Source organism: Anaerophaga thermohalophila DSM 12881, from assembly GCF_000191885.1.
GTDB lineage: Bacteria > Bacteroidota > Bacteroidia > Bacteroidales > Marinilabiliaceae > Anaerophaga > Anaerophaga thermohalophila.
Genome location: NZ_AEWI01000014.1, coordinates 1 through 26125, shown reverse-complemented (window position 1 = coordinate 26125; position 26125 = coordinate 1). Strand labels below are relative to the sequence as shown.

The following is a 26125-nucleotide window of genomic DNA, read 5'->3' as shown; positions in this document are numbered from 1 at the left end:
GCTTTTTTGTTTGCTATTGATAGTGAAACATCAAAATCAGTGTTACAGTTCCCGAATAATCAGTACTTATGTAGCTGCCGCTGGTGCCCCCGGTGACTTCTCCCTGATCGTCGTAATCGGTTGTAGTGAAAGTACGGTTAAGTTGCACAATGGTGTTTTGTGTTTCTTCGCTTGATGAGGTTGTAAACACCATGGTTTTGCCAGTCAGCGGGTCATAATCTGACGGATTAAAGGCGAAAACATTTTTCAATTTCATTGTATGAGTTTCGTCCGTTATGGAGTGAATGTAACCGCCTTTGAAATCCTGTGTAACCGGATTTGTATATTCGCCGTAGCGGCTGACTTCGTGAGTTTGCTGTGTAATGGTCATCTCCCCCGAGAGAAAATTGTAGTCGATGGTTTGGTGAATGTTTTTGGCATCGATTGACGGCGGGTTCAACGGCCCGTTGTCAAGCACCAGGGAGTCTCGGAATGAGACTTCCACTCTGTAAGTGCTGTCGTTGAGCGTGGTCTTTTTGCGGGAATAACTATCAGGGAAATCGAAAAACTGTGATCCGCCCAGATAACTCAAATTCATTCGTCCCGGTACGATAAAATAGCCTGTCTCCCCATTGGAATAGGAATGAATGGCATTGGTCGTCACATTGGCGTAAGCCAGGTCGTTGATGTTGAGGACAGGCATGGCCTGCAAATCAAACCCGGCGTTAAACGACCTGTCTGTGCTTAGCATTGCCGGGCAATTTTTGTTAACAAACAACAGCATCGCCGTATTTTGATACTCTCTCACCGCTTTTTCAGATTTTTCGCTTAACAACAGGGCGTATTTGGTTGAATCCGAGATGTCTTTAAAAATCATTTTCTGCTCGTCGAAATCATACCGGCCGTAATAAACTTTAATGTTTTCATCGGGCTCGTGATTGCGGGTATAATTGACGATGACCGGGCTATGCACCGTGTTGTTACTCAGCATCATTACTTTAGCCGCCAGGTAAGGAATATTTATGTTTACCGTTTGTTCCTGTGGGGTATTATCGTTTTCTTCGAAAGAATAAATGTGCTGTCGGGCAAAAGTTCCGTTATTATCCGAACCTGCGTTTTTTATAATGTTGGTAAACGGATTATCACCTTTCTGATTAAGAATGGTAAAGCCGGTATTGTTCCCTTCGAGCAGATAACGTACGTAATTGTCAAATTCATCACCAATGGTCGATTCCAGTTGTTCCTGAATCTGACTGTTCATGTAGGTTCGCCATGTTTGATTGGTAATGCCGGAAAGCGACCAGATATCTTTCAGTACTTTTAGCGGGTCGAGTTTGGTTCCGTCCCTGAGCGAACGCATGTAGTGAAGAAATGCGCCCGATGTATTGCTTTCTTCAGGTTTGGCTGTAAATTTTTCCAGTATGATGGTTGATGTGGCTGCATCCCACGAATTTCCCAGCAAATCATAAATGGTCTTCGTTTGTGTGGCATTCAATGCTTCTTTAAGATGACTGACGGGTTCTGCCTGCTTGAGTTGCGTGTCGTTCCAGACAATCCTGTCGGCCAATGGTGCATGAGCTTCGGCAAAGAAGTAATTGTCCAGCAAAACCGGCATGTATTTACTTTGGGCATAATGCATGTATTCATGAGCAAGTGTGGACATTACAACGGCGGGATCGGAGGCGTACTGAACATTCAGGTTGATATGTCCCAAGGCGTATCCGCCGACTCCGATATGCCCCAGAGCCGGCTTATCATTAAGGCTGAGATAAACTCTGAAATAGAAAAAGTTTGGCGCCGAAACCACTGCTTCTTCATCCAGTTTGGTGATGACCTGGTTCAGGTAGCCGGCAATATCCTGTACCAATACCGGGTTTCCGCCGGCTTCGGGATCGGTATTACTCGTTCGCCATGAAACAGCAGGATAGTCGCCGATGGTTTCTTCATAAAAATTGTAAAAGAAATCTTCGTTGCCTACACCGTACTTGTAAAGGACTTCCACATTACCACTTCTGAAACGATGCGTGTAGGCACCCTCTAATTCCCACCAGGCAATTTTTGTCAAATGCGTTGTATAAAATTCTACGGTTCCGTCCTGCATATTGATACCGCCGGTTTCGTAGGGCGTCCATTCCTGTCGTTTTTCATCAAACCACACGCCCTTGTAATCCGATAGTTTTGACAAATCAGGCGTGATGTTTTTGAGCTTGATGTACAGCGGATGTTCAAAGATGGTTCCCAGGCTCAAGGTTACATCATAAACCGAGCCCATCTTCACTCCGGCGGGTGCTTTCGGCGGATTATCCAATTTGGTAATGACCATTCTGAAGTCGCTTTCCGACAACCCGGCAGGAATGATAACTTCAATGCTGTCAACTTTCACAGTTTGTGAGTCGGTGGCTACATTCACCATTTCATCGAACAAGACTTCTCCCAAAGGATTTACTTTTATGGTATCGCTGATAATGGGGTCGCACGTGCCTTCGGTGAGCTTGCACCGGTAAAAGGCCGGTGTTCGTGGCGAAAGAACCAGCGCTTCGGACGAAACGGAATCGATGTTTGCCTTCAGGTCGTTTTGTTCCATCGAAGTTGAAAGGTCAACCCATGACTGGCCGTCGGCAGAACCCTGCCACGTAATGTTTCCTCTTACCTTGAAGGGAGAAACCAGCGTTACTTCATGATTGGTGGTTTCGCCGTTCTCTATGTCGCCGGATGAAATGATGCGTTTATCGGGATACTTTTCGTTTAAAACATCATCCTGTGTCAGCAGAGCAAAGGAGATGGTATCGGTATTCAGATATTTCAAAACGGGGTTGACGTATGTGCTTCCATCCCAATAGGATGTGTATTTCGGCGCATCGGGATTGAAAACTTTGCAATAGTATTTCTCTTTCAGGGTTTTTTCATTCAACACAACGGTGAGTAGAGGATTTTCTGTTTCTCCCGTCATTACTTCGTATTCCGATAAAATAGCATCGGGATATTCAAACCAGAAATATTCATTCCCGGCAGCGTTTAAGCCGGAAATTTCCCGAATGTCAATTTTGATTGTGTCGCCAATATTGCCTTTAAAAATATGTTTGGTAACCGGAACATTTTTCTGGGGTGTTAGTGTTTTGTTGAGCTTATCCGAAACAGGGATATCTGAGTAACTGAAAAAATTATGAGTCAGATTGAAAACATTGGATTCCCCGGAAAGACATTGTTCGGGAATTTTACTTTTTATTTGGTTATTGCTAAGGTTTACATAGGCCGAAGATCGCAATTGACTAATGGATGCAGGCAATTCCTGAATATTGTTGTTTCCAAAATTTACTTCCGACAAGCGGGTAAGGTAACTGAGTTCTTCGGGGAAAATTTCAATCCGGTTGTTTGACAAATCAATGGTCGCTAAGTCCGGCCAGCTGCCAAGGTGTTGCGGTATATAAGAAATCTGGTTGCTGTCGGCCCGGAATGTTTTTAGTGCCTTGAGGGTTATTATTGAGTCGGGCAGGGCTGTCAGATTATTTTTCCCTAAATCCAGTGAAATAAGGTTGGTCAGATTACCAACAGCATTGGGAAGTGAAGAGAACTGGTTGTTTCTGACGTTCAGGTAATTGAGCGTGGTCATGTTACCTATGCCGTCAGGTATATCACCCGAATATTGATTGTTATTCAGTCTCAGGTCTTTTATTTTGGTGCAGTTGCCAATGGTTGCGGGAAATTCTCCGGCAAAATCATTGTTGTTGAGATAGAGATATTCCAATTCAGCCATATTGCCAATGGATACGGGAATATCGCCACTCAGACTGTTGCCCGACAAATTGAGCGTTACCACCTTGGACAGATTACCAATATTCACGGGTAATGCTCCGGATATTTGATTATCGGACACATCAAAGTGTCGCAAATTGATGAGATTGCATATTTCCGGTGGAAGGCTTCCCGAAAGATTTCCTTTCGAAAGGTCAAGAAACTCCAGATTTGTCAGGTTTCCGATTTCTGAAGGAAGTGTGCCCTCTACAATTTCAGGAAGTGAAAGACGTTCAAGCTGTGTCAGGTCCCCGATTTCTGATGGAAGCGTGGTTGTCAGATTTCCGCTTCCCCTGTTAATATACAGTTCCTTAAGATTGGATAAGCTAAAAATCGCTTCGGGAATGTTGCCATCTATTTTTTCCCCATGAATAGAAAAAGTGGTTAATGCATCGAGATTTCCCAAATCTGCCGGAAGAGTCCCTTGCAGCGTGGGGATAAAAGGTGTAAGTCTGATCTCTTTGACGCGTCCGTTATAAACCACCACTCCGTCCCACAGGCAAACCGGCTCCGACAGGTTCCATCCGGTGATTCCGTTCAGACTGTTATAAAGAGCCACGAGTGCCAGGGAATCCTGCTCTGAAACATACATGGGGTCACGCGAAATATAATAACAAGATGAAATATTGGTGCCAAAAGTATATCCCGAGAATTCACTGCCTACATAAAATGTCTGTGATGTGTTGAGTAAAAAATATCCGTTGTAATAGCCACCCCACCCGAAGTTCAGGTGAAAATAGCCGTCGCTGTCGTATCCGTCAATAACCACGGCATGGCCCGGATTACCCGGAAGGGAGCAATAAACCGGGCGTTGGTTGTCCAGTTCGTTGGTAATGTAGTAACTGTCGGTAATAATCGGGAAAGCATACAAGCCGAAATGGTTCCACATAATGTCTTGATAATTGGACCGTCCCGGAGTGCTGCCATACCGGCTCCCACAAAAATTCATATCCAGAGCTACCGCAACCTGAAATGACAGATTTTTGTAATCCTCATCTGTCATGCTTCCCCAGTTGTATGTGGTATTTTCAAAATCGGCACAAAGCTGACCATATATGGGATGTGTATAACAATGCGAGCCTGTTCCCTGTGGCGGATATTCGTTGTACGCAATGAGCTGGGTAAATGCAGTTGCTACGCAACCGGTAGGACAGCCACCTGCTTCACTATGCGCATATTGATTGAGACCGATGCCTTTTTGATCGAGAAGGGGATCCACTATTACCGTGGCACTCTTCAGACTTTTCAGTTCGGACGAAGGCTGCAGACCGGCTTTTTCATAGGTGTCGATCATTGCAGTTAATCCTTCCGGCATCAGGCCGGGTTTGATATCTCCTTGGGGGGAATATCCTGCCACTACATAATCACCGGCATTCTCCACCAACACAACAAAACCTTCTTCGTCGCTTCGGAAGATATAAACCGGATGACCGGCAGAAGAAGTTGACTGATAAATCGGATAAACATCAATATCAGTGGCGCTTTTTAGCTGATCCTGTGCGGCAAAGAAGGCTTTGGCTTTTTCCCGGGGATTACTGCTGCTTGCTTTTTGAGCTTGCAGCGAAGACGACACAATCAACGCGGTTATTAACAGGAACATCCCGGGAAAACAGGAAAAACCGGTTTTATTTGGAAGTAAAGTTTTCATGGCATCGAGTATTTACCGGATAATAATTTTTTCTGTATGCTGAAAGTTGCTACTCTGAATGTTGAGAATATAGACACCTGTTTGCAGATTGACAGGAATGGATGTGGTTTCCGAAATAGAATTTTCCTGAAGTTTCACCCCTTTTAAATCAAAAATTTCGATTTTTACGGGAATGCTGATGGTTTTGTCAAGTTTGAGCGTTAAATAGTTGCCCTGGTCGGACGCAAATGCTATAACATGTGGTTGTGGTGAACCGCTTTTTAGTGTTTCATCTGAAATACTGATGGTCAGAGTTACAGAACAATTATTCCGGTCAGAGATTTTGACCGTATAGTTGTTTCCTGCAATGGGTGTAATGGTGACAATGTCGTAATTACTGATGTTGTTTTCACCTTCGAACCAATGAAAATTGTAGGGAGGAGTTCCCCCTTTTACATCGTAGCCCATAGGACCCAGAACGGTTGGAATATCCAGGGGCAGACTTTCGTCAAACAGGGTCTCAGCCATTACCGGCTCTTTCGACTGTGCAGGCATCTCCATTTTCACAACAGTTTGTGACAGGATGATGATTCCCGGCAGTAAAAGCAACAGCGTTGTAAAAGTTATCCTTTTCATCCGTATAAAATTAGTCTATGTTATTGGTCTGATGGAACTCGCATGCAAGAATTTATACTTGTCTTTATTGAGGTAAAGCCCGTTATTTTTTTTATCTTAAATCTAATATCTAAAAATCTGATAATCTATTAAAGCAACCTTTGTCATGCTCGTTTCATGACTTTGTTTTAAGTGTTCTGAGTTTCGGGTTCCGGGTTTCCTTGTTCCTTGTTCCTTGTTCCGGGTTTTGGGTTTTGAGTACTGAGTCTTGAGTTGTATTAAGTCATGGGCCCTCAACCTCAACCTCAGCCTTAACCTCAATCTCAGCCTCAATCTCAGCCTCACTCTAAATCCAGCACAAAACGGAAACCAATTGTTTGACAAAAGAAACAGACCGGTTCATCGGGATCGCCTGTATTTCCCCAACAGCCGTCGTAACAATCCGGAATTTGATAATCCCTGGCTTTTACATTGCAATTAATGCTATAAAGCGGGGTTGTAAAATTCCCGCCGCGAATTACTTTATATGTTCCTGTACCCGGGCCGACGGGGTTGGTTGCTTCTTCCTGCCAATCGTAGTCTGCATACCAGTCGTTACACCATTCGCTTACATTGCCACTCATATCGTAGAGTCCCAGTTCATTGGGATCTTTTTGGGCAACTTCGTGTTTTTGGTCGTCCGAGTTGGCTTCATGCCATGCGACATCATCCAGTTCATCGCTTCCGGCAAAATCGTATCCTTCGGAAAGAGTTCCCCCCATGGCTGCATATTCCCATTGTGCTTCGGTCGGTAACTTGAATTGAAGTCCTGTAAGAGCCTTAATTTCCGGGAGGAACGATACTGTTATGTCATACCACGAAACGGCGCTGACAGGTTTTTGTGGCAAATCATACCCTGTCCGGGATGAAAAGTATTCAAGGTCAGTATAGGGGAAAAATCCGGTGATGGTTTGCCACAGTTGATTGGTGACTTCCGTTTCACAGATATAATAATCTGTCAGGGTTACAGTGTGCACTGGTCCCTGACCCAGTAAATCATTGCTACCCATTTCAAAAGTTCCGCCATCTACTTTTACCATTCTGAAGGAAACACTATCATTAACTGAAAATGTGATTACCGGTGCGCCGCTTTGTTCAATATTGACTTTGTGGGATTTATCACCCGATGAAATGGTGATTTCACCTGTTCTGGGAATGCCCGTGTTGAGAGAAGCCCCGACAATAATACCTGTGGCTCCGGTATTGCCCGATGTGGCAGCCAACGCGAGCCAATCGTTTCCGGTTGATGCTGTCCACGAGTTGTTCGATTTAATAATCAGAAGAGCTGCATCTTTGTTGCTGTCAAAGATAAGTTGGGAGGATTCCGTGGAGGAAACCTCATCCAGGATGATGGTCAGCGAATCTGACACTTCCGGCTGTGTGGTATCATCATCGTTTTCATCATTAACGTTTTCATCAGGATTATCCTGTTCCGATTCGGGTGCAGGGTCATCTTCTTTACCGCAGCCAGGGGGTATTACGATGAGAAAAGCGGCAAAAAACAACAAGAGTAGATATCCCGATACTCTTTTAGCGACACCGGGACAAGTTGTAACAATCTTTGTCATGATCGTTTCATTTTATTGTGGTATTAGTTAGTGCCCGTCTATAAAGTCGGAAAAAGTTGTAATAAATCAAGTGTCTGCCCGGAAAGAGCCGGTTGCAGGACTTGCAAAGCCACCAAAAACGGAGTCCCGATGTTTTTTTGAAAAAACCTTACAAAGCTACTTCCGGATGAGTATTTTGGCAGCAATCGTAACACAGTAAATGGTACTTTATGGACAGGCACACTGATTTAAAGATTAAAGAATCAAAGCCTGGTCTGCTTTAAATATGTACTTAATATCGCACTTCATTGCCTAAATTACAAATAGGAATGATACAGGGTCGGAAATTCTTAAAGTCGGGCGGGCAGTATCTGTTGAATCTTTATAGTGAAGCAATGCGAAAATGGTTTCATTTTTTTGACAAATTCCGGGGTTTTATGAGTAAACATTCTTATTTTGGAAGATTAAATTATTTTGTGCCTGTTCATAAAATGCCATTTACTCTGTTACGCTTGGCCGAAAAGTACTTATTTACGATAAGTAAACTCCGTATTTTCGGACTTTGCAAACCTTGTAAAGGACACTTACTGAACAGACAAATGATTTAGTTAAAAACTTTCCAGACTTTATAGACCGGCACTGTTTACAGTACAAAAGGATTGGCAAAAAGAAACTTTAAGAAGCAGACTAAAACGTAGTTTTCAGGATATTTATGAGCAATAAGCAGACAACAACAGATAAAAGGAGATGGTTTGAAATTCTATCTGTAGTTCTTACCGGCCTATTGAAATATGTTTTAATGGACTGGCTGGAGCTTCGTGTATTTTATATTTTCAGTGTCTGTTTATTCTGGACATTGTATATCTTAAAGCGGTATCAGGTCAACCGGGACATTTTACGGGACTGGGGTTTTCGCAAACCGGGGTTTAAGAGAACCCTTCGTTTTTGTTTACCTTTTACGGTTGTTACCCTTATCGGCATTTTCGGGTATGAAATATTTTATAATAATGGATTTCTGAAATGGAATCTCGTTCCTGTTTTGGCTTTATATCCGCTTTGGGGAATCATCCAGCAATTTTTGATGATAAGTGTTATTGCAGGGAATATGCGGGCTGTTTCCTCATTGAATATGAGCGATAATCATGTAATTCTGGTGGTTTCCCTGTTGTTTAGCATCGTCCATTATCCGGATTTGATTCTGATGGCATTTACATTTGTGATGGAGCTGTTTTTTATATCTGCCTATTTTAGGTGGCGAAATCTTTGGGCGCTTGGAATATTACACGGATGGTTGGGCGGTTTGTTCCTGTATCTTGTTGTGCACAGGGACTTGTGGCGCGAATTGTGGATGATATTTTAAATATGAAAAAAGCGTTTCAGGTCGGTCACTTTTTTTAGTTTGTAGTGAATATACAACAGTAGTATGGCGATAATTGCTGCAGCAACCATTACAATGGGGCTCCAGCCAAATAATTGGGAATCATTATGATAACCTGAAACGATGCCATCCACACAGAGGCTGAGAACACCTGCGGCCAGGATGGAATAGGCAATGATATTCAATCCCTTTTGCCGCGTGTTGTGAATTAGTTTAAAAAGAACAAAAACAGTAATATAGGCGGCCAGCAGTAGAGGAATCCCCAATTTCATTCCCCAGCCCGAGTCCCCGGAATAGATATCCAAAAGTATCAGAAGGCCTGAAACTGACAGGAAACTTAATGTTGTCCAAAGATAGTATCTTTTGAACCAGAGCGTGGCCATTGTGATATTGATGAAAAGGATCAGGCTCACTGATGCAGGATATTTTGACCAGCTTATTGTGTTGTTTGTCACAAAATCAATAACCAAAGTTATAAGTATTCCCGAAAGAAGGATAATGCCGGAAATCTTGTGGAAGATTTTTCTTTTTTGGGAGGCTGAAAGTTTCTGAAAATCGGTCATTGGCTTTTCTTTCCGGCTGTTTTTCCGGTTTTCTAAACGGGCAGGATTGTCCTTGCTCATTTTCGGCAATGGTTCGCCGCATAAAGAGCAAAAGTTGGCATTTTCATCCAGTTCCACACCGCAATAGGGACATTTTATCATAGATCGTTACTGTTTTTTTTGATTCAACTGAAAAGAGCATGGCAAAGATAGCCTTAATAGATTATCAGATTTTTAGATATCAGATTTAAGATGAAGTGAACATAGTACCTTATCTCTAATTTTGTTGTATTTTTTGGCAAAATATTTTAAAAATGGCTGCGCCATTTGTTGTTTGGATCACCGAATTTGCGCGAATTAACGCGAATTTAGTCGCATCTTTGATGCGACAGTCATTTGTGTCATTGACAACATCATAATTGATTTTTTAAGGTGTTCTCGAACTCCTTCCAGACGTGTCGATGACGACAAAAAATAATTGCGTAGCAATTAGCTAATCCGACAAATTATGACTATAGCTTTTTAGTTATTTTTGGCTCTGGCTTGTCCAGGTTAGGTTTTTCCACAATATGATATATAAATCTTATATGCAATTTCCATCCGGCCAATAACTTAGGCTTATTTTATACTGATGAAACGAGCATGACAAAAATTGTCACAAAAGAACATGTATAAATCTCAATCATGCGAGTTCCATCCGGCCAATAACTTAGACTTATTTTATACGGATGAAATATTCTGTTCTTTTAAAAAATGCAGGAATTTTTCTTCAAATTCCCAGGTGTTTGTAATATTTCCAAAATTCAATGTCAATTTATCTCCAAAACCTATCGCCGCGCAACTAATTTTTAACAACCTGTTTGGCGGAGGAGCTGTTAATATAAAGTAATTAATCATATCACCGGTTTCAGGAGGTAATTCAACTTTCCCCAAATTGGTAACAACGCCGCTGTATTGACTTGTTCCCAGAGAATTAAATTTCATTTTCAGAATCAGGCTTTTAATAAACAGCGGGATACTTCGGACATAAATATTTTTCTCACTGCCAACGTTTCGGGATATGTTTTTGTTGATTAATTTTTCATCGGTTTCAAGGTGCATCTGATGAAAAACCGTTTTCAGGATTTCCTCAAATGTATAATGACCAAGCCGCAAGTCTATTTCGGGAAGAACAAACAATGAGAAGTTCCGCATTGTATTGGAAGGCAGAATCGTTCTTAAATTAATGGGCACCTGTGCGCGGATGATTTTATTTACCTTGTGGCGGTTAAGCGGACTCAGGTTTTCAAAAATGTCCTGAAGCACATAGAGATAAACAGCAACCAGGTAAATGGTGATGCTTACGCCTTTTTCTTTCGAAACCCGTTTTATATCCGGCATGGAAACGACAGCATTCATTCTCCTGAAGCGTGGTGAAGGCCTGACTGAAAAGGGAAGGTGAAATGCTTTGGAACGTTTCACTATTGGCGGTATGTCTTCTTTGAAGTAACGTTTGTAGGCGTCTTCATATTCTTCTTCTTCATATTCTTCGTCAGGGTTTTTAAATGGGTAATCCGAAGGAATGGTAGCTCCACACTCTTGTGAGTAAAGTATCAGGACTGTTTTTAAAAATTCAAACGCTCCACCACCATCGGTCAGAATATGCGAAACTTCAAGACTTACAGAATTGTTCCAAACCAGGAAGCGCATTAACAATCCGCCTTTACCGAATTTTTCACAAACCTGATTATCATCAGGGACGATGGGAATATGACGGGGCAGATGTTCCAGATAATACCAGAAAAAACCTCTGCGAAGCTGCACGAGAAAATAGGGAAAGCGTTTTTCAGCTTTTAAAACGGCTCGTCTGAAAGCATTAATTTTTACAGGCTCTTTAAAGATTGCGGAAATGCGGATTACGGCCGTTACCTCCCTGGTGATAATGGCCGGGAAAATTTTTGCTGCATTATCAAGGCCAAACCAGAATCTACTGTTTGCATGATGGATTTGTTGGGTTTTATGCCCCATAAAAATTCGTTTTACCGATTAAAATGATGAGCCTGGTCTAAAAAGCATCTTTATTGCCAAACTCGGTGTGGTTTTAAATTTTTGTATCCTCATTAACAATAGGTTAACTCCGGTATAAAAATTTAAAACGCCTGGATTTTGACAAAAATATGCTTTTTATACTGCACTCAATGATGAATAATTTCATCCGTCTAAAATTAGTCTAAGTTATTGGAATGATGCAACTTATTATGCTTTAATTGATATGAGATTCTTTGCTCCGCTCAGAATGACAGACTGTCTAATGTCATTCTGAGGAGGTAACGACGAAGAATCTTGTTCCATGTCTCTGGTTTCTTTGATGATTACAGGTTAGATGATATTTATACATATTCTTGTTGTGACAAACTTTGTCATGCTCGTTTCTTCCGTATAAAATTTATTTATATAGGTTGTATGGAACTCGCATGTAAGAACTTATACATATTTTTATTGTAGTAATCTTTGCTCTGCTCGTTTCATATTCTTCAAATTTATGAATATTTCAGGAAATAAAAGGTATTCGGGCGGATTAAGCTTGCAGGTACAAGAGACTTCTGGCAGAGTTTTTCCGGTAACGGGCACTTTACTTCATCTCATTTATTTGAACAAATTCTGAATTTGCCCCATTCCTCATTCCAAACCAATTAAGTTTTATTATTTTTGATTGTCAACAAATTTCGTGAATTGTAATAAAACTTATAACATTCTAACTAATAACACATTAACAACTTTAACAATTCTAACAGCCGTAACAATTTATTAAATGTAATATGAAACGGGCATGACAAGGTTTGCCTTAACCGATTATCAGATTTTTAGATATAAGTAATTTAGTCAGTAGTTTTTAGTCAATAGCCAGTAGTGTGAATTATAAACACAACATACGTCTTTGCGTTTAAGCTTTTTTTTCTAATCCCATGCAACACTACAGTTTGCCCGTATAAAGAAAAAATATTTATATTGATGAAACGAGCATGGCATGATTTGTCACAAAAGAACATGTATAATTAACCTCTAATCATCAAAGAAACCAAAAACAGGTAACAGATTCTTCGTCGTTACCTCCTCAGAATGACATTAGACAGTTTGTCATTCTGAGCGGAGCGAAGAATCTACCATCAATTAAAGTATGATAAATTGCATCAGACCAATGACTTAGACTTGTTTGATACTGATGAAATGAACATAGATAGGTTTTCTACAATAAGAATATGTATAAATTTTTCATGCGAGTTCCATCAGAGATTAAATAAATAAATTTTTATACTGATGAAAATAATTGGAAGTTAATGGTGGATTAGAAATCCACTACGAAGGGGTGCGGATTTTTAATCCGCACCAGCAGGAGCAACGAGCATGGCAAGGTTTGTCACAAAAGAACATGTATAAAACTCAATCATGCGAGTTCCATCAGACGAATAACTTAGACTAATTTTATACTGATGAAAATATAAAAAGCAATGGAAAAATTGAAAATCGGAATTCTTGGTACTTCCAATCATTATCTTAAACGAATTGTGTTGCCTTTGAAAGATACACAATTCTGTGAATCGTATGCCATCGGATCACGAAACATTGAAAAAGCGGCAGATGTGGCTCGTGAGTTTGATATCCCTCTATGGTACGGGTCGTATAATGCTGTGCTGGAAGATGCGAATGTGGATATGGTTTACATTCCGCTTCCCAATCATTTGCACAAAGAATGGGTTGAGAAAACCATTGAAGCCGGGAAACCGGTGCTTTGCGAAAAACCTATCGGGATGAATGCCGATGAAGCTGAAGCGATGATAAAAATGGCGCAGGATGCCGGCGTGCCCCTGATGGAGGGGTTCATGTATATGTTTCATCCCATGTGGCAACACGCCCGGAATATTGTCCGTACCAAACAAATTGGTGATATTCAGTATATTCACACATCATTTTCGTACAATAATCCTTCGCCTTCCAACATCCGGAATATTCCTGAATATGGAGGTGGCGCTTTGATGGACATCGGTTGTTATGCCATTTCTGTTCCACGCTTTATTTTTGGCAGAGAACCTATGAGGGTCATGGCACTTCAAACCAGCCATCCCGGGTTTGGTACCGACATGCATTCTTCTGCACTTATCGATTTTGACGGGCCGCGTGCCACATTTACTGTTTCCACAACTTCGCAGGCTTTTCAAAAGGTGGATATTGTGGGTACGTCGGGCAGTATTACTGTTCATATTCCCTTTAATACTTATGTGGACGTTCCGGCAAAGCTGACTGTCGTAGATGGTATCGGAATCCGGGATGTTGAGTTTCCCGTATCGAATGCGTACGGGTTGATGTTCGATGCTTTTGCAAAGGCTGTTCTGGATGGTTCAGCTATTCCGGTTTCCGGGATTGATGCCATCAACAATATGAAAGTAATTGATGCCGTCCGAAAGTCTGCTGAAACGGATGAATGGATAAAAATTTGAAAGATGAAACGAGCATGACAAAGTTTGGTTTAATAGATTTTTAGATTTAAGATGGTAAGATGTAAGATGAAACGAGCATGGCAAAGTTTGCCACAAAAGAACATGCATAAGTTCTTGCATGCGAGTTTCATTCGGCCTTAATAAATAAATTTTATACGGATGAAAAGTCTTGGTTGGACTAGTGCAAAATGATTGGAAGTTAAAAGTGGATTTGAAATCCACTAGCAAAGGAGGTGCTGATTATAAATCCGCACCAGCGGGGAGTTCCATCCGGCCTTAATAATTAAATTTTATACGGATGAAAATCCTCCTTACATCGATGATGCATGTCTTTTTTCTGTTCAGGAGAGTAAATCAGTAAATATTTCGCCCCTTTGGGGCTTGAAGAGCTGCCCCCGTTAAGGGGCAGACAAAGGGCGAAGCCCTTCGTTCATTATTTCGCCCCTTTGGGGCTGTTGTCTCTTATATTGGTTAATAATAAAGCCCCAAAGGGGTGAAATAGATGATGCGCGGGTCGTTAGGCCCGGGCATTATAACCAAACTAACCAATAGCCCCAACAGGGTGTAATAGTAAAGATTATGCCAAAATCATTAGTTAAGAATTACGTGCACATTACATTTAGCACTAAGGGACGTTATCCGTTCATTGATAAAGCCATTGCCCGGGAGTTGTTCTCCTATTTAGCAGGTATTTGCAAAAACAATGAATCCTGGCCCGTTGAAATAGGAGGATATTTAGATCATGTTCATATTTTATGCGTTCTTTCAAAGAAGGTTGCTCTTATGAAATTGGTTGAGGAATTAAAGTCACATTCTTCTAAATGGATAAAAACCAAGGGGCAAAGCTATCGGAATTTTTATTGGCAAAATGGTTATGGGGCATTTTCGGTAAATCCGAAAGGAATAGAAGTCGTTAGGGAATATATCTTAAATCAGGAAGTGCATCATACGTCCGGGACTTTTAAGGATGAATACCGTGCTTTTTTGAAAAAGTATAGTATTGAGTTTGATGAACGGTATGTTTGGGATTGAAGTATTTATTCTCACCCCTGGGGCCGGGGCAAAAAAGGAGAGGCCCCAGGATTACTCCGACAGGCCTCTCCCGGCTTCAACAAACGGATGGTTGTATATTTTGTAACAATGAGTTTGGCAACAAAGCAACAAAGATGCTTTTTATACCGGGCTCAACAATTAAAACGCATAGCTTAACCCAAGACTAAAGGTGCGGCCTGGATTAAATATATTATAAACCTGATTCTCTGCTTTATACGACTGATAATAACTCTCTTTGCTCTCATCAAGAATATTGGAAACCTTCAACTCTACTTTCGTATTTTGTTCTTCCCCGAATTTTTTATTTAAACTAAAGTTGAGGCTGTGAAAGGATTCTATGTAGATATCAGGAAAGAGCCCGGCGCCGACAATGGAAAGCGTCTCTCCCTTCACATTGTAAAAGAGCCCGGCTGCCAATCCTGATTCATAATTATTGTACGTTAGTCCGGCATTTACTACCCAGGGAGACTGACCAGCCATTTCGCGTGTATCATCTACCGTTTCACCAGTTTTCTCATACGTCTTACGGGAATTATACTCTGCATCTGTCATCTCAATTTCCGACTTTACCAATGTCAGGTTACCGTTAACATTGAAATGCCTGAGCAGCGGAGATGCAAAGTCAAGGTTTTTGCTAAACTCAAATTCAAATCCATACAATTGCCCGTCTCCCACATTTCGCGGTTGATACTCCGTACTGGTTTGCTGTTCGGGAATCCGTACCAATTCAATGGGCTTGTCAAACTGTTTGTAAAATACACTTGCGGATATGTTCTGAGCACGGTCGCCAAACAATTCCCATCGCACATCCATATTATTGATATGTGTCTCCTCGAGGTTGCCATCCCAATCGGAATAAGGGAATAAACTACCATTGAAGATACGGTTACTGATGGGATCAAGAATCTGGGCAAACGACAACTCCTTAAAAGAAGGACGCGCGATTGTCTGGGACCAGGAAGCTCTGAGGTTCTGTTGCTCCGAGAGCGCGTAAATCAGATTTACGGATGGAAAGAAGTCGAGTGATTCCAACACCTTATCATTGTCCAGATTACGTCCGTTTTGAGTATCACCACTGGCATAACGCTGATCGCGACCCGTGTGTCGTTGTACATAGTTTTCCATGCGCACCCCCAGAATGGTTTTGAAATTACTGAAAGGTGAGAACTCATTCGACAGATAGACTGCCGTATTGTTAACATTCGATTTATAAGCATTGGGGTTGGGGTTGTTGTTTCCCGACTGGTAATAGATTGAATTGGGTTTGTTGGGGTAAAGATTCTCAGGATTTAATACCTGAGAAGCATCCGGTTCATCCCACGACTGTCCTCCAAAAAACTGGATATCGAAAAGCAGAATTTCATAATCCCGCTGCTTATAATTGTAGTTGAAACCAAATTTCAGCGTTGCATCTTCACCTCCCAACTGATATTCTTTTGTAGCATCCACCTTTGCAGAAGCATTCGTTTCGCTCAATTCTCTCCAGATGCGTGTTGGATTTCCTCCGGCGCCTGCGTTAAACATGACATCATTATTGGATCGGAAGGTAAATGCTGTTTTACGGATGTCCGGGTCATCCGAAGTCGAAAAAGTGGGCGATAAGCGCCAGTCTATTTCCCACCCTGATGCCTGAAAAACATGTGTCCCGTGCAGCAGTAAGTTGGTCAGGGAGCGCTGATTGTATTCAAGGTTATCTGATTCGGCGTAGAAACCTGACTGTCCTACTGCCGAGGCATCATTGTCAATACTGAATTTGCCTGCACGGCTTACGCCGTTTTGCAGGTGCATTGCGGTAAAACGAATCTTGTTGAAGTTGGTTTTGTAGGCAATACCTCCCAACAGTCCCACTAGAACATTGCGTTCACCCATTTCCCCGTTCTGCAAAGTGGCATATCGCATTTCATAGGTATCCGGATCAATAGACTTCTGATATTCGCCATATTGAACAGCGTCATCAAAACCATATTCCGATTTGTACGAGAGCGAAAAAATATAACCAAGCTTAGGGGCTTTTGCTGAGCCTGCATCCAGGTTTATCTGGTTTCCAACGGACAATCCCAGGCTGTAATCCAAAAGACTGGTTTGTCTTTTGGCTGCCAGCTGCGGATTGAAGCTGCGGATAAAATCCACTACTTCATCTAAGGGGGCACCACTCACCGGGGTAGGGATGTTTGGTTGGCGTGCACGATCGGGAAGGTCCCGCGTACCATCATCAAAACCCAGGAAGTCGGTATCGCCTCCATCATAGGTCAGGAAGTCATCATTAAAATGCACATCAGGATTAAAAGCCGTTCCGGCCGAGACATTGAATATTTTTTTCTCGGGGAAATCCTTGGTCGTAACATTCAGAAGTCCCCCTGTAAAATCGGCCGGCATATCTGCGGTGAAGTTCTTGCTCACCATCATATTATCGATAAGGTTGGTAGGGAAAATATCCATCTGTAAACTATTGCGATCGGGGTCCAGCCCGGGAATATCAACATTATTAAGAGTGGTTTTGGAATAGCGATCGCCTAACCCGCGAACGTAAATATATTTCCCGTCCTCCACGGTGACACCAGTTACTCTTTTAGCAGCTTCAACAGCGTTTCCATCGCCAATTAGTTCCATTTTTGCAGCGGAAATTCCGTCAAGCATTACGGTTGATTTTCGTTTCATGGTCTGCAGCGCTGCCTCTGTATTACGAATGGCTTTGGCTGTAACTACTACATCTTCGAGTTCTACAGTGCTTTCATTTAGTTGAAGATTGTTTAGCAAAGTTACTTCATTGGGTTTTACTTCTACGCCTTCAATGGTAAGGGGCTGGAAAGAGATAAATGACAATTGAAGGTCATAAGTTCCGGGTTCTGTCTCTATAGAAAACTGCCCATCCAGGTCGGTTGCCGCACCAATATATGTGCCTTTTATGACTACACTGACACCTACCAGCGTTTCGCCTGTTGATCCGTCATATACGGTGCCTCTTATGGTTCCTTTTTGCGCGTAAGCAATAGTTGAGATCAGGGTTAATATAACAATCGCTATTTGTTTCATTGTTCATCCGTTTGTTTATCATGGTTTCTTTTTCAAAAGAAAAAGAGACAGACTTGCAAAACCTAAGAATCTGCAAGCCTGTCTTTTTTACTTTACTCAATCCTGTTTTTTATTGAAGTTTTTTAGAAATTGGTTGCACCACTTTGAGCAGCCCATGTCCATCCGAAGAGTGATGTATCAATGGGTGATGCAGGAGCATTGCCTGCAGTGATTCCTTCGGGTACAATATCACCTTTAATATGATTTGGAAGTTCGGCTTCTTCAACGTCCAGAACGATGTTGGCAAATACTACATCTCCAACTTCATGCACAACTCTGTTTATTTGCTGACCTTCTGCAATGGCAGTAATAAAGATATTGTCGAAATGAACACTTGTATTGTCGTCGGTATTTATCAAGTCCGAAGAACTCTTGTTTTCACTATTGGCAATAACGACTCCGTTTTTAATAGTATAGGGTCCGAAATCCTGGGAACCTTCCGGGCCGTCAAGCTCGAAGTTATGATCGGAAGGACTAATGACTATAAAGTTATCAAGAGTTCCTGTCCATGACTGGTCGGCATCTATCGCATCGTCACCTACATTCCATACAACAGCATTCTTAACATTTACGGTTCCACCAAACCATTCGATACCGTCATCCTGATTCGATACAATCTCAACATTTTCGATAACGGTACCGGATCCTACACCACCAAGCGTCAGCCCGTTAATTTCGTTACCTGATCCAATATTACTTCCACCATGACGGATAGAAATGTATTTCAGTACCCCTGAGTTGTCCTCATCATCATCTCCTCCATAAAGGCCGTTAGTATCAGAGGTAGGAATGCCTTCAATCTGTACTTCAGAAATATCTCCTGCTTCATTGGATGCTGAGATACGGGCATTTCCCAAAACAAGAACACCTCCCCAAAGGCCATTGATGTCTGGTTCAAGGTTAGGACTCCTAAAGTTTCCTTCAGCGACCTGTTCCGGGCTGATCTCATCGGCAACAGAAGTGAAAATAATGGGTGCATCAGCGGTACCTTCAGCCATAATTTTGGCACCACGCGCAATTAATAGTGCGGTAGCATTAGCACCCGTTCCGGCCTCACCTTTAATAATGGTTCCGGGCTCAATGGTGAGAGTAGCCCCTGCTTCTACGGTAATTCTACCACCCAATTGATATACTTTGTCGCTGGTCCAGGTGGTATTTTCGGTAATGTTTTCCGTTACAATAACATTTCCTGTAATAACATTTCCTGTGTCATCTCCTGTGTTATTGTTGTCATCATCATCATCGCTGCAAGAGCTGAATGATACAGCCATTCCTATTGCAAGGAGAAGGCTCATTAGTTTAAAACGATTTTTCATTGTCTACTTGTTTTTTTGGTTTGTCATCTGTTTTTTGACACTACAAAAGAACAAGGCCAAGATTGCGTGTAGTTTAAGGCGGGTTTAATTAACCGTTAAAAAGAGAGGGAAGGAGTTAATATTGAATTAATATAGGAGAGCTATAGCGGAATTAAAAAGGGTTTAAACGCAAAGACGCGATGACGCTGAGGGGCCAGGGTTGTTCAAAAAAACTGTGTCATCTCCTTTTTCAATGCTTTATGACCGGAAGGTGGGGGTTGTATTTATAATGGTTTTTGAAATTCGTAAATAAAAGAATGGACATTTTCTCATAATAAATATGGTTCAAAAGTTCTTGCTCTTGTGCCAGTTGCTACTAATACAGCTCATTGGAAACAAAGTGTTTTCGGTCAAGCGAGAGCAATATGTTTTTTATATGACACAAGATTAAAGTTTCTTGAAAAGGGGTTAGATGTGGGGAAAGGAGCACCAATGTCTTGTGCGATGATTTATTGGGGAAAAAACTTTGAAAAATTTTATAATGTATTTATAGAGTTTGGTGCGGTAGTGGATATTGGACCGTTAAAAAATGAAACGAGCATGACAAAGTTTGTCCCAAAAGAACATGTATAAAACTCAATCATGCGAGTTCCATCAGACCAATGACTTAGACTTATTTTATACTGATGAAACGAGCATGGCAAGGTTTGCCACAATCAGAATATGTATAAGTTCTTGCATGCGAGTTCCATCCGACCTTAATAAATAAATTTTATACGGATGAAAGGATTGGAGAAAGAAGAAAAATGCTTTCGCTTGAGTTTTAAAAAATAAACCATTCAAGCTCTTAACTTATATTAAGATTGAGCTAATTTAGAACAGATTGTTAGAGATTTCGATACCTTCCTGCCGAAAGGCACAGACAGATAAGTAAATCCACAATAGTAACGACGCCTGAAAGGCTTCTGTGGTTATGGTTGTTTGCTTTAAGTCCCCATTAAATCCTTCAGCTTCTCTTCGTACTCGTTCCGGTCAATTTCTCCTTTTACATACCGTTCTTTCAGAATTGTCAGCGGCGAGGGATGTTCTTCTTCAATAACATCTTTGATGCCTTTCCTGGTGGCCCATGACAAAAATGCCAGTGCGGGTACTACAACAAACCAGCCCCAACCAATGGTCCAGGCGCCTGATGACTTCTTCCTGTCTTTCTTTGTATTTTTTTCTTCTTTTTGCATGACTTGGTGGTTTTTTAATTTATTCTTAACGACAAGTTAGTAATTTTAAGTCACAAGATAAAGAGGTTTGTTTCTAAATTATTTTTGTCTGTCCATAAAGAGCCTTTTTATGCCGCGCTCATAAAAACATAGTATTATGGGCTCTTTGCGTTTAGACTTTTTTTGACATCCATTTATACAACTTATCCGACCGTCTGATTTTAACGTCCACAGGCATTGAAAAGCGGTCCCCTTTTTGGGCTTCATTCACCCGTTTCAGGTCGACTCTGATCTCCGGAACTTTCATTTCCACCACGCCGGTGGTTGGGCCGGTAATAAGTATCTCATCGCCTGTCTTCAGACTTTTTGTTTCCAGAAGAAATTCGGCGACACCAATTTTAGGGAAATAGTTGGTTCCTTTTCCGATATAAACTTTTTTACGGGTGGCAAGCGATCCATAATCTGCGGTCCACTCTCCGAGTTTTTGTCCCAGGTAATAACCATCCCAAAAACCACGATTGAAAACGGATGCCAGGCTCTCTTCCCAGTGGTTGATTTTATCCTGCGAATATGTGTCGTCAAGTACCGAGTTGATGGCTTCGCGGTAGCAGGAGACGACCGTTTTTACATATTCAGGGCCACGGGCGCGGCCTTCAATTTTAAAGACCCGCACGCCGGCATCTATCATTTTATTCAGGAAGTGAATGGTCTTAAGGTCTTTGGGAGACATGATGTGTTCATTGTCTACTTCAAGTTCCTGACCGGTATTTTTTTCGGTGACAATATAGCTTCTGCGACAGGGCTGCAGGCATCCACCCCGGTTAGCAGATGAATTCAACTGATGTAAACTCAGGTAACATTTGCCCGATATGGCCATACACAATGCGCCGTGCGAAAACATCTCTATACGCATGAGTTTCCCTGATGGCCCTTTAATTTGTTCCTCTTCTATGGCCTTGTGAATAGCGCTAACCTGATCGAGGTTTAATTCACGGGCCAATACCACCACATCGGCAAAACGGCTGTAAAATTTAAGTGCTTCTACATTTGAAATGTTGACCTGGGTGGATATGTGAACTTCTACGCCAATGTTGTTGGCATAGTTGATGGCAGCCTGGTCGGAAGCAATAATTGCCGAGATGCCGCTTTCTCTGGCTGCATCAATAAGTGACCGCATAACAGGCAGGTCGGTGTCGTAAAGAACAGTGTTAACTGTAAGATAAGTTTTTACGTTGTGTCGCGAGGCAATGTCAACAATTTTCCGCAAATCGTCGGTGGAAAAATTGCTGGACGATCGCGAACGCATATTGAGTTTTTCTGCCCCAAAATAGACCGAATCGGCTCCTCCCTGAATGGCTGCCATGAGTGACTCATAGGAACCCACCGGTGCCATGACTTCAAAATCGCTCCGTTTTAATTTTTTTCGGTCCATTACTCTGTTAATATTTTAAATTCTAATGATCTAACGATCTATTATTGCTCAATCTCTCTTTAAAATCCTTCGCCACCATTTGCAAAAAAACTTTGGCTTTCAGGCTGTCTTCAAGCGTTTCAGCCCCTTTCATCTCCAGCGGTCTCAGGTTGGCTTTGTCGTACATCTGGAAAATTTTCTCATCAATATAGCCAAATCCGTCGGAATAATGAAGAAATGAGAAACCGTTGACTTCATTATCAAGAATATTTTTACTGAATTTAAAACCGGAAGCATCAATCTGCAACTGATTTAGAAGCGTTGAGGCCAGATCGATTTGTGACGCATAAGTGTTGACGCTGGTATCTTTTACCGTCAAGGGACCGCCCGTCCATACCATGGGAATATGATAACGTCGCGATTTTGTATAACCCAGTTTTTCGGGGCCAACGACCCCGTGGTCGGCTACAAGTATAAAAAGCGTGTTGTCCCAGATGCCTGAAGTTTTCATTTCTTCAAAAAAATTACCTAAGCATCTGTCGGTATAATGAACCGAATTGTAATAATCGTCTTCATAAACGCGTTCCATCGGCACATCGAAGGGCTCGTGACTGCTCAGGGTGAAGAAAAAATTGAAGGAAGGGCTTTCCGAATTCTGTATCATGGTAACAAACCGGTCAAAAGTGTATTCATCGTGAACGCCCCACTTCTTCCCCTGATTTTCCTTTGGAAAGTCATCAATATCCACTACATCATCAAAACCGGCAAGTGTAATTAGCGATTTCATGTTTTTAAATTTCATATCGCCACCATACAAGAAATTGAAATCTTTATAGCCTGCCTCTTTTAATTTTTGAGGGATGAAATTCAGGTGTCTCGATTTGTCGGGATATTGCATAATAGAATAGCCGGGAATGCCGGGATACCCTGTAAGAACGCCAACGATACCGTGATCGGAACGGAAGCTGGTTGAATAGGTGTTAGAGAAGAAGATGCCTTCTTCCATTAGTCTATTCAGGTTTGGCGTTACATCTTCTCCACCCATTGCAGCTATAGCCTGTGCAGAAAAACTTTCAAGAAGGATAACCACGATATTCGGTTTTTCGCTGTTCAGGATTTTCGGGAAATGCCCCGATTGATGCATCATTTCGTCGAACATTTCACGGGCTTTTTCATCCTTAATGAAATGGTATTGGTTATCTTCAAAAGCACTTCGTTTTAGTGAATATGCAAAATTCCACAGGGGGTTAACGGCAGCATTGTTGGCAAACAGATGGTTGGAGAAGTAGGCAACTCCGGTATTAATGGGTGCAACACTGAAGCTTCCGCGGATGGGTACTATCAACAGCGCACCCAGAAAAAGAGTAATTCCCCAGTTGATGATTGTCTTCCTCATGTTAAAACTTTCATTAAATGAAGTCCGCAACACGAGCCTGTTGAAAAGAAATATCAACAGAACAGAAATGGCTGCCCAGATAATGAAGAACAAAACAACTTCCATCCAATGAAGGGAATTAAAAATGATGTCAGGCGTTTTAAGGAATGAGATGGCTTCCCTGTTAAGATGGGCGCCCCAGTAACGGAACAGATCAATGTCGCCCAGTTGGAGGCCGGTAAAAACAGGAATCAGAAAATAATGCAGCCGGCGAATGCATCTTGCACAAAAACGTTTTCCGATTGGAAGAGCGACCAGTTGAATAACGATGATGAGTAACATCAGGTAGCCCGAAAAGGAGAGGTCCATGCGCAATCCCGGTCCGAAAGATGCCAATATTGTACCCACGGGGGTATCATTGGAAAAACTGTAATTTGCAACGATAAATAGTGCTCTGAAGAATGCAAAAAACAGCAACCAGAACAGGTAAACCCGCAGGAATGTATGAAAAAACTGCTTCATTTTGTGTTAATAATCTGTTAATATTGAGTGTGCAAAAATAATGAAAATGCCGGAAAGGCAGAGCAGCAAGATTTTTTTATGTATCTTAAAACTCTTATGGATTGCGCAGGCTCATCAAACTAAATAATTATATTTGCATATATAATTATCTCAGAATCGTAATTTATGGCAAGGCGGGCATCAGTTATTTTCACAACATATAATCAACCTGAATGGCTCAGAAAAGTTTTGTGGGGATATGAGTGTCAGACAGAGAAAGACTTTGAGATCGTGATAGCCGATGACGGCTCGGGAGAAGAGACGAAAAGAGTTATTGATGAATTTAAAACGAACAGTCAATTAAATATTAAACATGTATGGCATCCGGATGAAGGCTACCAGAAGTGTCCGATTCTTAATAAAGCGGTTATTGCATCAGAGTCTGATTATCTGATTTTTAGCGATGGCGATTGTATTCCACGTAAAGATTTTGTTGAGGTTCATTTAAAATATGCAGAACCGGGTTATTTTTTATCGGGAGGGACATTGCGTTTGCCTTTGGATTTGAGCCGAAAAATTTTACGGGAAGATGTGGAGGAGGAAAGGGCTTTTGATTTAAGATGGTTATACGATAATGGTTTGCCCCGGACATTTAAAAGCACAAAACTGCTTCAGAGTAAATGGTATCCAAAGTTCATGAATAGGTTAACTCCTACGAAAGCTTCCTGGAACGGTCACAACTCTTCAGGCTGGAAGAAGGATATTATCGCTGTGAACGGGTTTAATGAGAATATGCATTACGGAGGTCAGGACAGAGAGTTGGGCGAAAGACTTCAGAATTATGGAATAAAATCCCGGCAGATCCGTTATTCTGCAGTCTGTATCCATTTGGAGCATGAGAGGCCTTACAAAACTAAAGAGTCTATTCGTCGCAATAAAGCTATCAGAAGTGAGGTAAAAAAAAAACATACATGGTGGGTTGAGAATGGCATTGATAAATATATGTGAGAAACTTTCCCGACTTGATAAACAGGCATTATTTTACCTGTCATTTTGAAATATAATTGAGTGCAGTATGAAAAGCATATTTTTGTCAAAATCCAGGCGTTTTAAATTTTTGTACCGGAGTTAACTTGTTGTTAATGAGGATGCAATAATTTAAAACAACAACGAGTTTGGCAACAAAGATGCTTTTTAGACCGCACTCATAATTAGAAACATTAATGTTTAAGCACTATCTGATAACACGCTTCAATCTCAGAAATAAAGAGTGGAAAACAACAAAAAACAGAGAACCTTTAGTTGACACTAATTGGTTGGATCATCGAATCCGGCTTTTCAAAAATTTTTGTTTGCCGAGCGTCTTGAACCAAACAAATCAGTCATTTACGTGGTTGATTTATTTTGATGCAAAAACGCCTTTGAAATACAGAAAAATAATTCAGTCCCTACTTGGTGAGCAGGAAAATATTGAGTTCTTTTTCATTGATGGCATGAAGGCTTTTTATCCTGCGCTTACAAAAAAGATACAGCACGAAACTCAGGATGTGTCACATGTAATAACTTCAAGAATCGATAATGATGATTGCCTGAGTAAATACTATATTGATACTATTCAAAGTTTTTTTGATAATCAGAATTTTACTGTTATTGACTCAATATCAGGATATACGCTTCAAATTTCACCAACGTTTAGGCTTGGTAAGAAGGAACATATATTTAATCCTTTTTTGTCGTTAATAGAAAAAAATGAGAATCCTAAAACCATTTGGGCCAGAAATCATGCCTCATGGAAAAAAGAAAAAGATATTTTGCAAATAAAAGGTAAGCGGTTATGGATGTCGATCATACATGATAAAAATGTTGCCAATAGATTTGATGGGTATGGGAAAGTACGTTGGGAGGATATTTCGGATGATTTCATTGTTTCAGAGGGAATGAATATAACAATAAAGGAAGAGTTAGTTACCGATCGCAGATATGGCTTCCAAAGCATTTTCAATTTTATCGATACCTATTTTACTATTTATACCAAAACATTGAAGAGAAAATTGGGGTTTTACAATAGGTAAACCGATGACATTATCTAAAGAGTGTAGAGACTGTTGTTAAAAAATAAAGTTATTAACCCAACTTGTGAAAAATGCCACCCAAAAAAACAAAAAAAATGCACAAATTTCGATTATTTTATTTTGCAACTATCTGATAAT

16 protein-coding genes are annotated in these 26125 nt (G+C 41.2%); 6 read left to right on the top strand and 10 right to left on the bottom strand.

The window, feature by feature from the left end:
• Positions 1-13: 13 nt before the first annotated feature.
• The 3 genes from ATH1_RS20060 to ATH1_RS20055 all read right to left on the bottom strand — a co-directional run bounded on the left by ATH1_RS20060 (position 14) and on the right by ATH1_RS20055 (position 7620).
• The gene (locus ATH1_RS20060) at positions 14-5419 is read right to left on the bottom strand and encodes a leucine-rich repeat domain-containing protein (RefSeq protein ID WP_010418980.1); all 5406 of its coding nucleotides are present in this window, start codon (positions 5417-5419) and stop codon (positions 14-16) included.
• A 12-nt stretch (positions 5420-5431) separates the two neighbouring features.
• A complete protein-coding gene (locus tag ATH1_RS0106090) occupies positions 5432-6034 on the bottom strand; it encodes a T9SS type A sorting domain-containing protein (RefSeq protein WP_010418978.1) in 603 nt (200 codons plus the stop codon).
• Positions 6035-6354: 320 nt separating this feature from the next.
• Positions 6355-7620 (bottom strand): SUMF1/EgtB/PvdO family nonheme iron enzyme, encoded by a 1266-nt coding sequence (locus ATH1_RS20055; RefSeq protein ID WP_010418976.1) that lies wholly within the window; start codon positions 7618-7620, stop codon positions 6355-6357.
• Between the two features lie 778 nt (positions 7621-8398).
• On the opposite strand from ATH1_RS20055, the gene ATH1_RS0106075 reads away from it, so the two are divergent.
• The gene (locus tag ATH1_RS0106075; RefSeq protein ID WP_245531723.1) at positions 8399-8959 is read left to right on the top strand and encodes a CPBP family glutamic-type intramembrane protease; all 561 of its coding nucleotides are present in this window, start codon (positions 8399-8401) and stop codon (positions 8957-8959) included.
• Here ATH1_RS0106075 and ATH1_RS0106070 read toward each other — a convergent pair.
• The gene (locus tag ATH1_RS0106070; RefSeq protein WP_010418970.1) at positions 8956-9681 is read right to left on the bottom strand and encodes a DUF6320 domain-containing protein; all 726 of its coding nucleotides are present in this window, start codon (positions 9679-9681) and stop codon (positions 8956-8958) included. The genes ATH1_RS0106075 and ATH1_RS0106070 overlap by 4 nt on opposite strands.
• A gap of 558 nt (positions 9682-10239) precedes the next feature.
• Positions 10240-11526, bottom strand: a complete 1287-nt coding sequence (locus ATH1_RS0106065) for a hypothetical protein (protein WP_010418968.1) — start codon at positions 11524-11526, stop codon at positions 10240-10242.
• A 1481-nt stretch (positions 11527-13007) separates the two neighbouring features.
• Between ATH1_RS0106065 and ATH1_RS0106060 the strand changes: the two genes are divergently transcribed.
• Positions 13008-13994, top strand: a complete 987-nt coding sequence (locus ATH1_RS0106060) for a Gfo/Idh/MocA family protein (RefSeq protein WP_010418966.1) — start codon at positions 13008-13010, stop codon at positions 13992-13994.
• A gap of 579 nt (positions 13995-14573) precedes the next feature.
• Entirely contained in the window at positions 14574-15026 is a 453-nt protein-coding gene (tnpA, locus tag ATH1_RS0106055; protein WP_010418964.1) for an IS200/IS605 family transposase, read from the top strand.
• Positions 15027-15185: 159 nt separating this feature from the next.
• Here tnpA and ATH1_RS0106045 read toward each other — a convergent pair whose 3' ends face one another.
• Positions 15186-18080, bottom strand: coding sequence for a TonB-dependent receptor (locus ATH1_RS0106045; protein ID WP_010418960.1), 2895 nt, complete (start codon positions 18078-18080; stop codon positions 15186-15188).
• Positions 18081-18202: 122 nt separating this feature from the next.
• On the bottom strand, positions 18203-19435 hold the full coding sequence (locus ATH1_RS0106040; RefSeq protein WP_010418958.1) for a hypothetical protein: 1233 nt from the start codon (positions 19433-19435) through the stop codon (positions 18203-18205).
• Between the two features lie 342 nt (positions 19436-19777).
• Here ATH1_RS0106040 and ATH1_RS19045 point away from each other — a divergent pair, with 342 nt between their 5' ends.
• On the top strand, positions 19778-20047 hold the full coding sequence (locus ATH1_RS19045) for a hypothetical protein (RefSeq protein ID WP_010418957.1): 270 nt from the start codon (positions 19778-19780) through the stop codon (positions 20045-20047).
• Positions 20048-20400: 353 nt separating this feature from the next.
• On the opposite strand, the gene ATH1_RS0106030 is transcribed toward ATH1_RS19045, so the two are convergent.
• The 3 genes from ATH1_RS0106030 to ATH1_RS0106020 all read right to left on the bottom strand — a co-directional run bounded on the left by ATH1_RS0106030 (position 20401) and on the right by ATH1_RS0106020 (position 23936).
• Complete coding sequence (locus ATH1_RS0106030; protein WP_010418955.1) at positions 20401-20649, bottom strand: SHOCT domain-containing protein; 249 nt, start codon at positions 20647-20649, stop codon at positions 20401-20403.
• Positions 20650-20800: 151 nt separating this feature from the next.
• Positions 20801-22060: a peptidase U32 family protein gene (locus tag ATH1_RS0106025; RefSeq protein WP_010418954.1), complete on the bottom strand. Its 1260-nt coding sequence runs from the start codon at positions 22058-22060 to the stop codon at positions 20801-20803.
• A 22-nt stretch (positions 22061-22082) separates the two neighbouring features.
• Entirely contained in the window at positions 22083-23936 is a 1854-nt protein-coding gene (locus ATH1_RS0106020; RefSeq protein ID WP_010418951.1) for an LTA synthase family protein, read from the bottom strand.
• A gap of 165 nt (positions 23937-24101) precedes the next feature.
• On the opposite strand from ATH1_RS0106020, the gene ATH1_RS0106015 reads away from it, so the two are divergent.
• The gene (locus ATH1_RS0106015) at positions 24102-24923 is read left to right on the top strand and encodes a glycosyltransferase family 2 protein (RefSeq protein WP_010418949.1); all 822 of its coding nucleotides are present in this window, start codon (positions 24102-24104) and stop codon (positions 24921-24923) included.
• Between the two features lie 215 nt (positions 24924-25138).
• Complete coding sequence (locus ATH1_RS19040) at positions 25139-25987, top strand: glycosyltransferase (protein ID WP_010418947.1); 849 nt, start codon at positions 25139-25141, stop codon at positions 25985-25987.
• The last annotated feature ends 138 nt before the right edge of the window (positions 25988-26125 follow it).

Bases quoted from the DNA above. Each gene is read 5' to 3' on its own strand.
- ATH1_RS0106065 (WP_010418968.1), bottom strand. From the start codon at position 11,526: ATGGGGCATAAAACCCAACAAATCCATCATGCAAACAGTAGATTCTGG.
- ATH1_RS0106020 (WP_010418951.1), bottom strand. From the start codon at position 23,936: ATGAAGCAGTTTTTTCATACATTCCTGCGGGTTTACCTGTTCTGGTTG.
- ATH1_RS0106040 (WP_010418958.1), bottom strand. From the start codon at position 19,435: ATGAAAAATCGTTTTAAACTAATGAGCCTTCTCCTTGCAATAGGAATG.
- ATH1_RS0106025 (WP_010418954.1), bottom strand. From the start codon at position 22,060: ATGGACCGAAAAAAATTAAAACGGAGCGATTTTGAAGTCATGGCACCG.
- ATH1_RS0106045 (WP_010418960.1), bottom strand. From the start codon at position 18,080: ATGAAACAAATAGCGATTGTTATATTAACCCTGATCTCAACTATTGCT.
- ATH1_RS0106090 (WP_010418978.1), bottom strand. From the start codon at position 6,034: ATGAAAAGGATAACTTTTACAACGCTGTTGCTTTTACTGCCGGGAATC.
- ATH1_RS0106075 (WP_245531723.1), top strand. From the start codon at position 8,399: ATGGACTGGCTGGAGCTTCGTGTATTTTATATTTTCAGTGTCTGTTTA.
- ATH1_RS0106030 (WP_010418955.1), bottom strand. From the start codon at position 20,649: ATGCAAAAAGAAGAAAAAAATACAAAGAAAGACAGGAAGAAGTCATCA.
- ATH1_RS0106015 (WP_010418949.1), top strand. From the start codon at position 24,102: ATGGCAAGGCGGGCATCAGTTATTTTCACAACATATAATCAACCTGAA.
- ATH1_RS0106060 (WP_010418966.1), top strand. From the start codon at position 13,008: ATGGAAAAATTGAAAATCGGAATTCTTGGTACTTCCAATCATTATCTT.
- ATH1_RS0106070 (WP_010418970.1), bottom strand. From the start codon at position 9,681: ATGATAAAATGTCCCTATTGCGGTGTGGAACTGGATGAAAATGCCAAC.
- ATH1_RS19040 (WP_010418947.1), top strand. From the start codon at position 25,139: ATGTTTAAGCACTATCTGATAACACGCTTCAATCTCAGAAATAAAGAG.
- ATH1_RS20060 (WP_010418980.1), bottom strand. From the start codon at position 5,419: ATGAAAACTTTACTTCCAAATAAAACCGGTTTTTCCTGTTTTCCCGGG.
- tnpA (WP_010418964.1), top strand. From the start codon at position 14,574: ATGCCAAAATCATTAGTTAAGAATTACGTGCACATTACATTTAGCACT.
- ATH1_RS20055 (WP_010418976.1), bottom strand. From the start codon at position 7,620: ATGACAAAGATTGTTACAACTTGTCCCGGTGTCGCTAAAAGAGTATCG.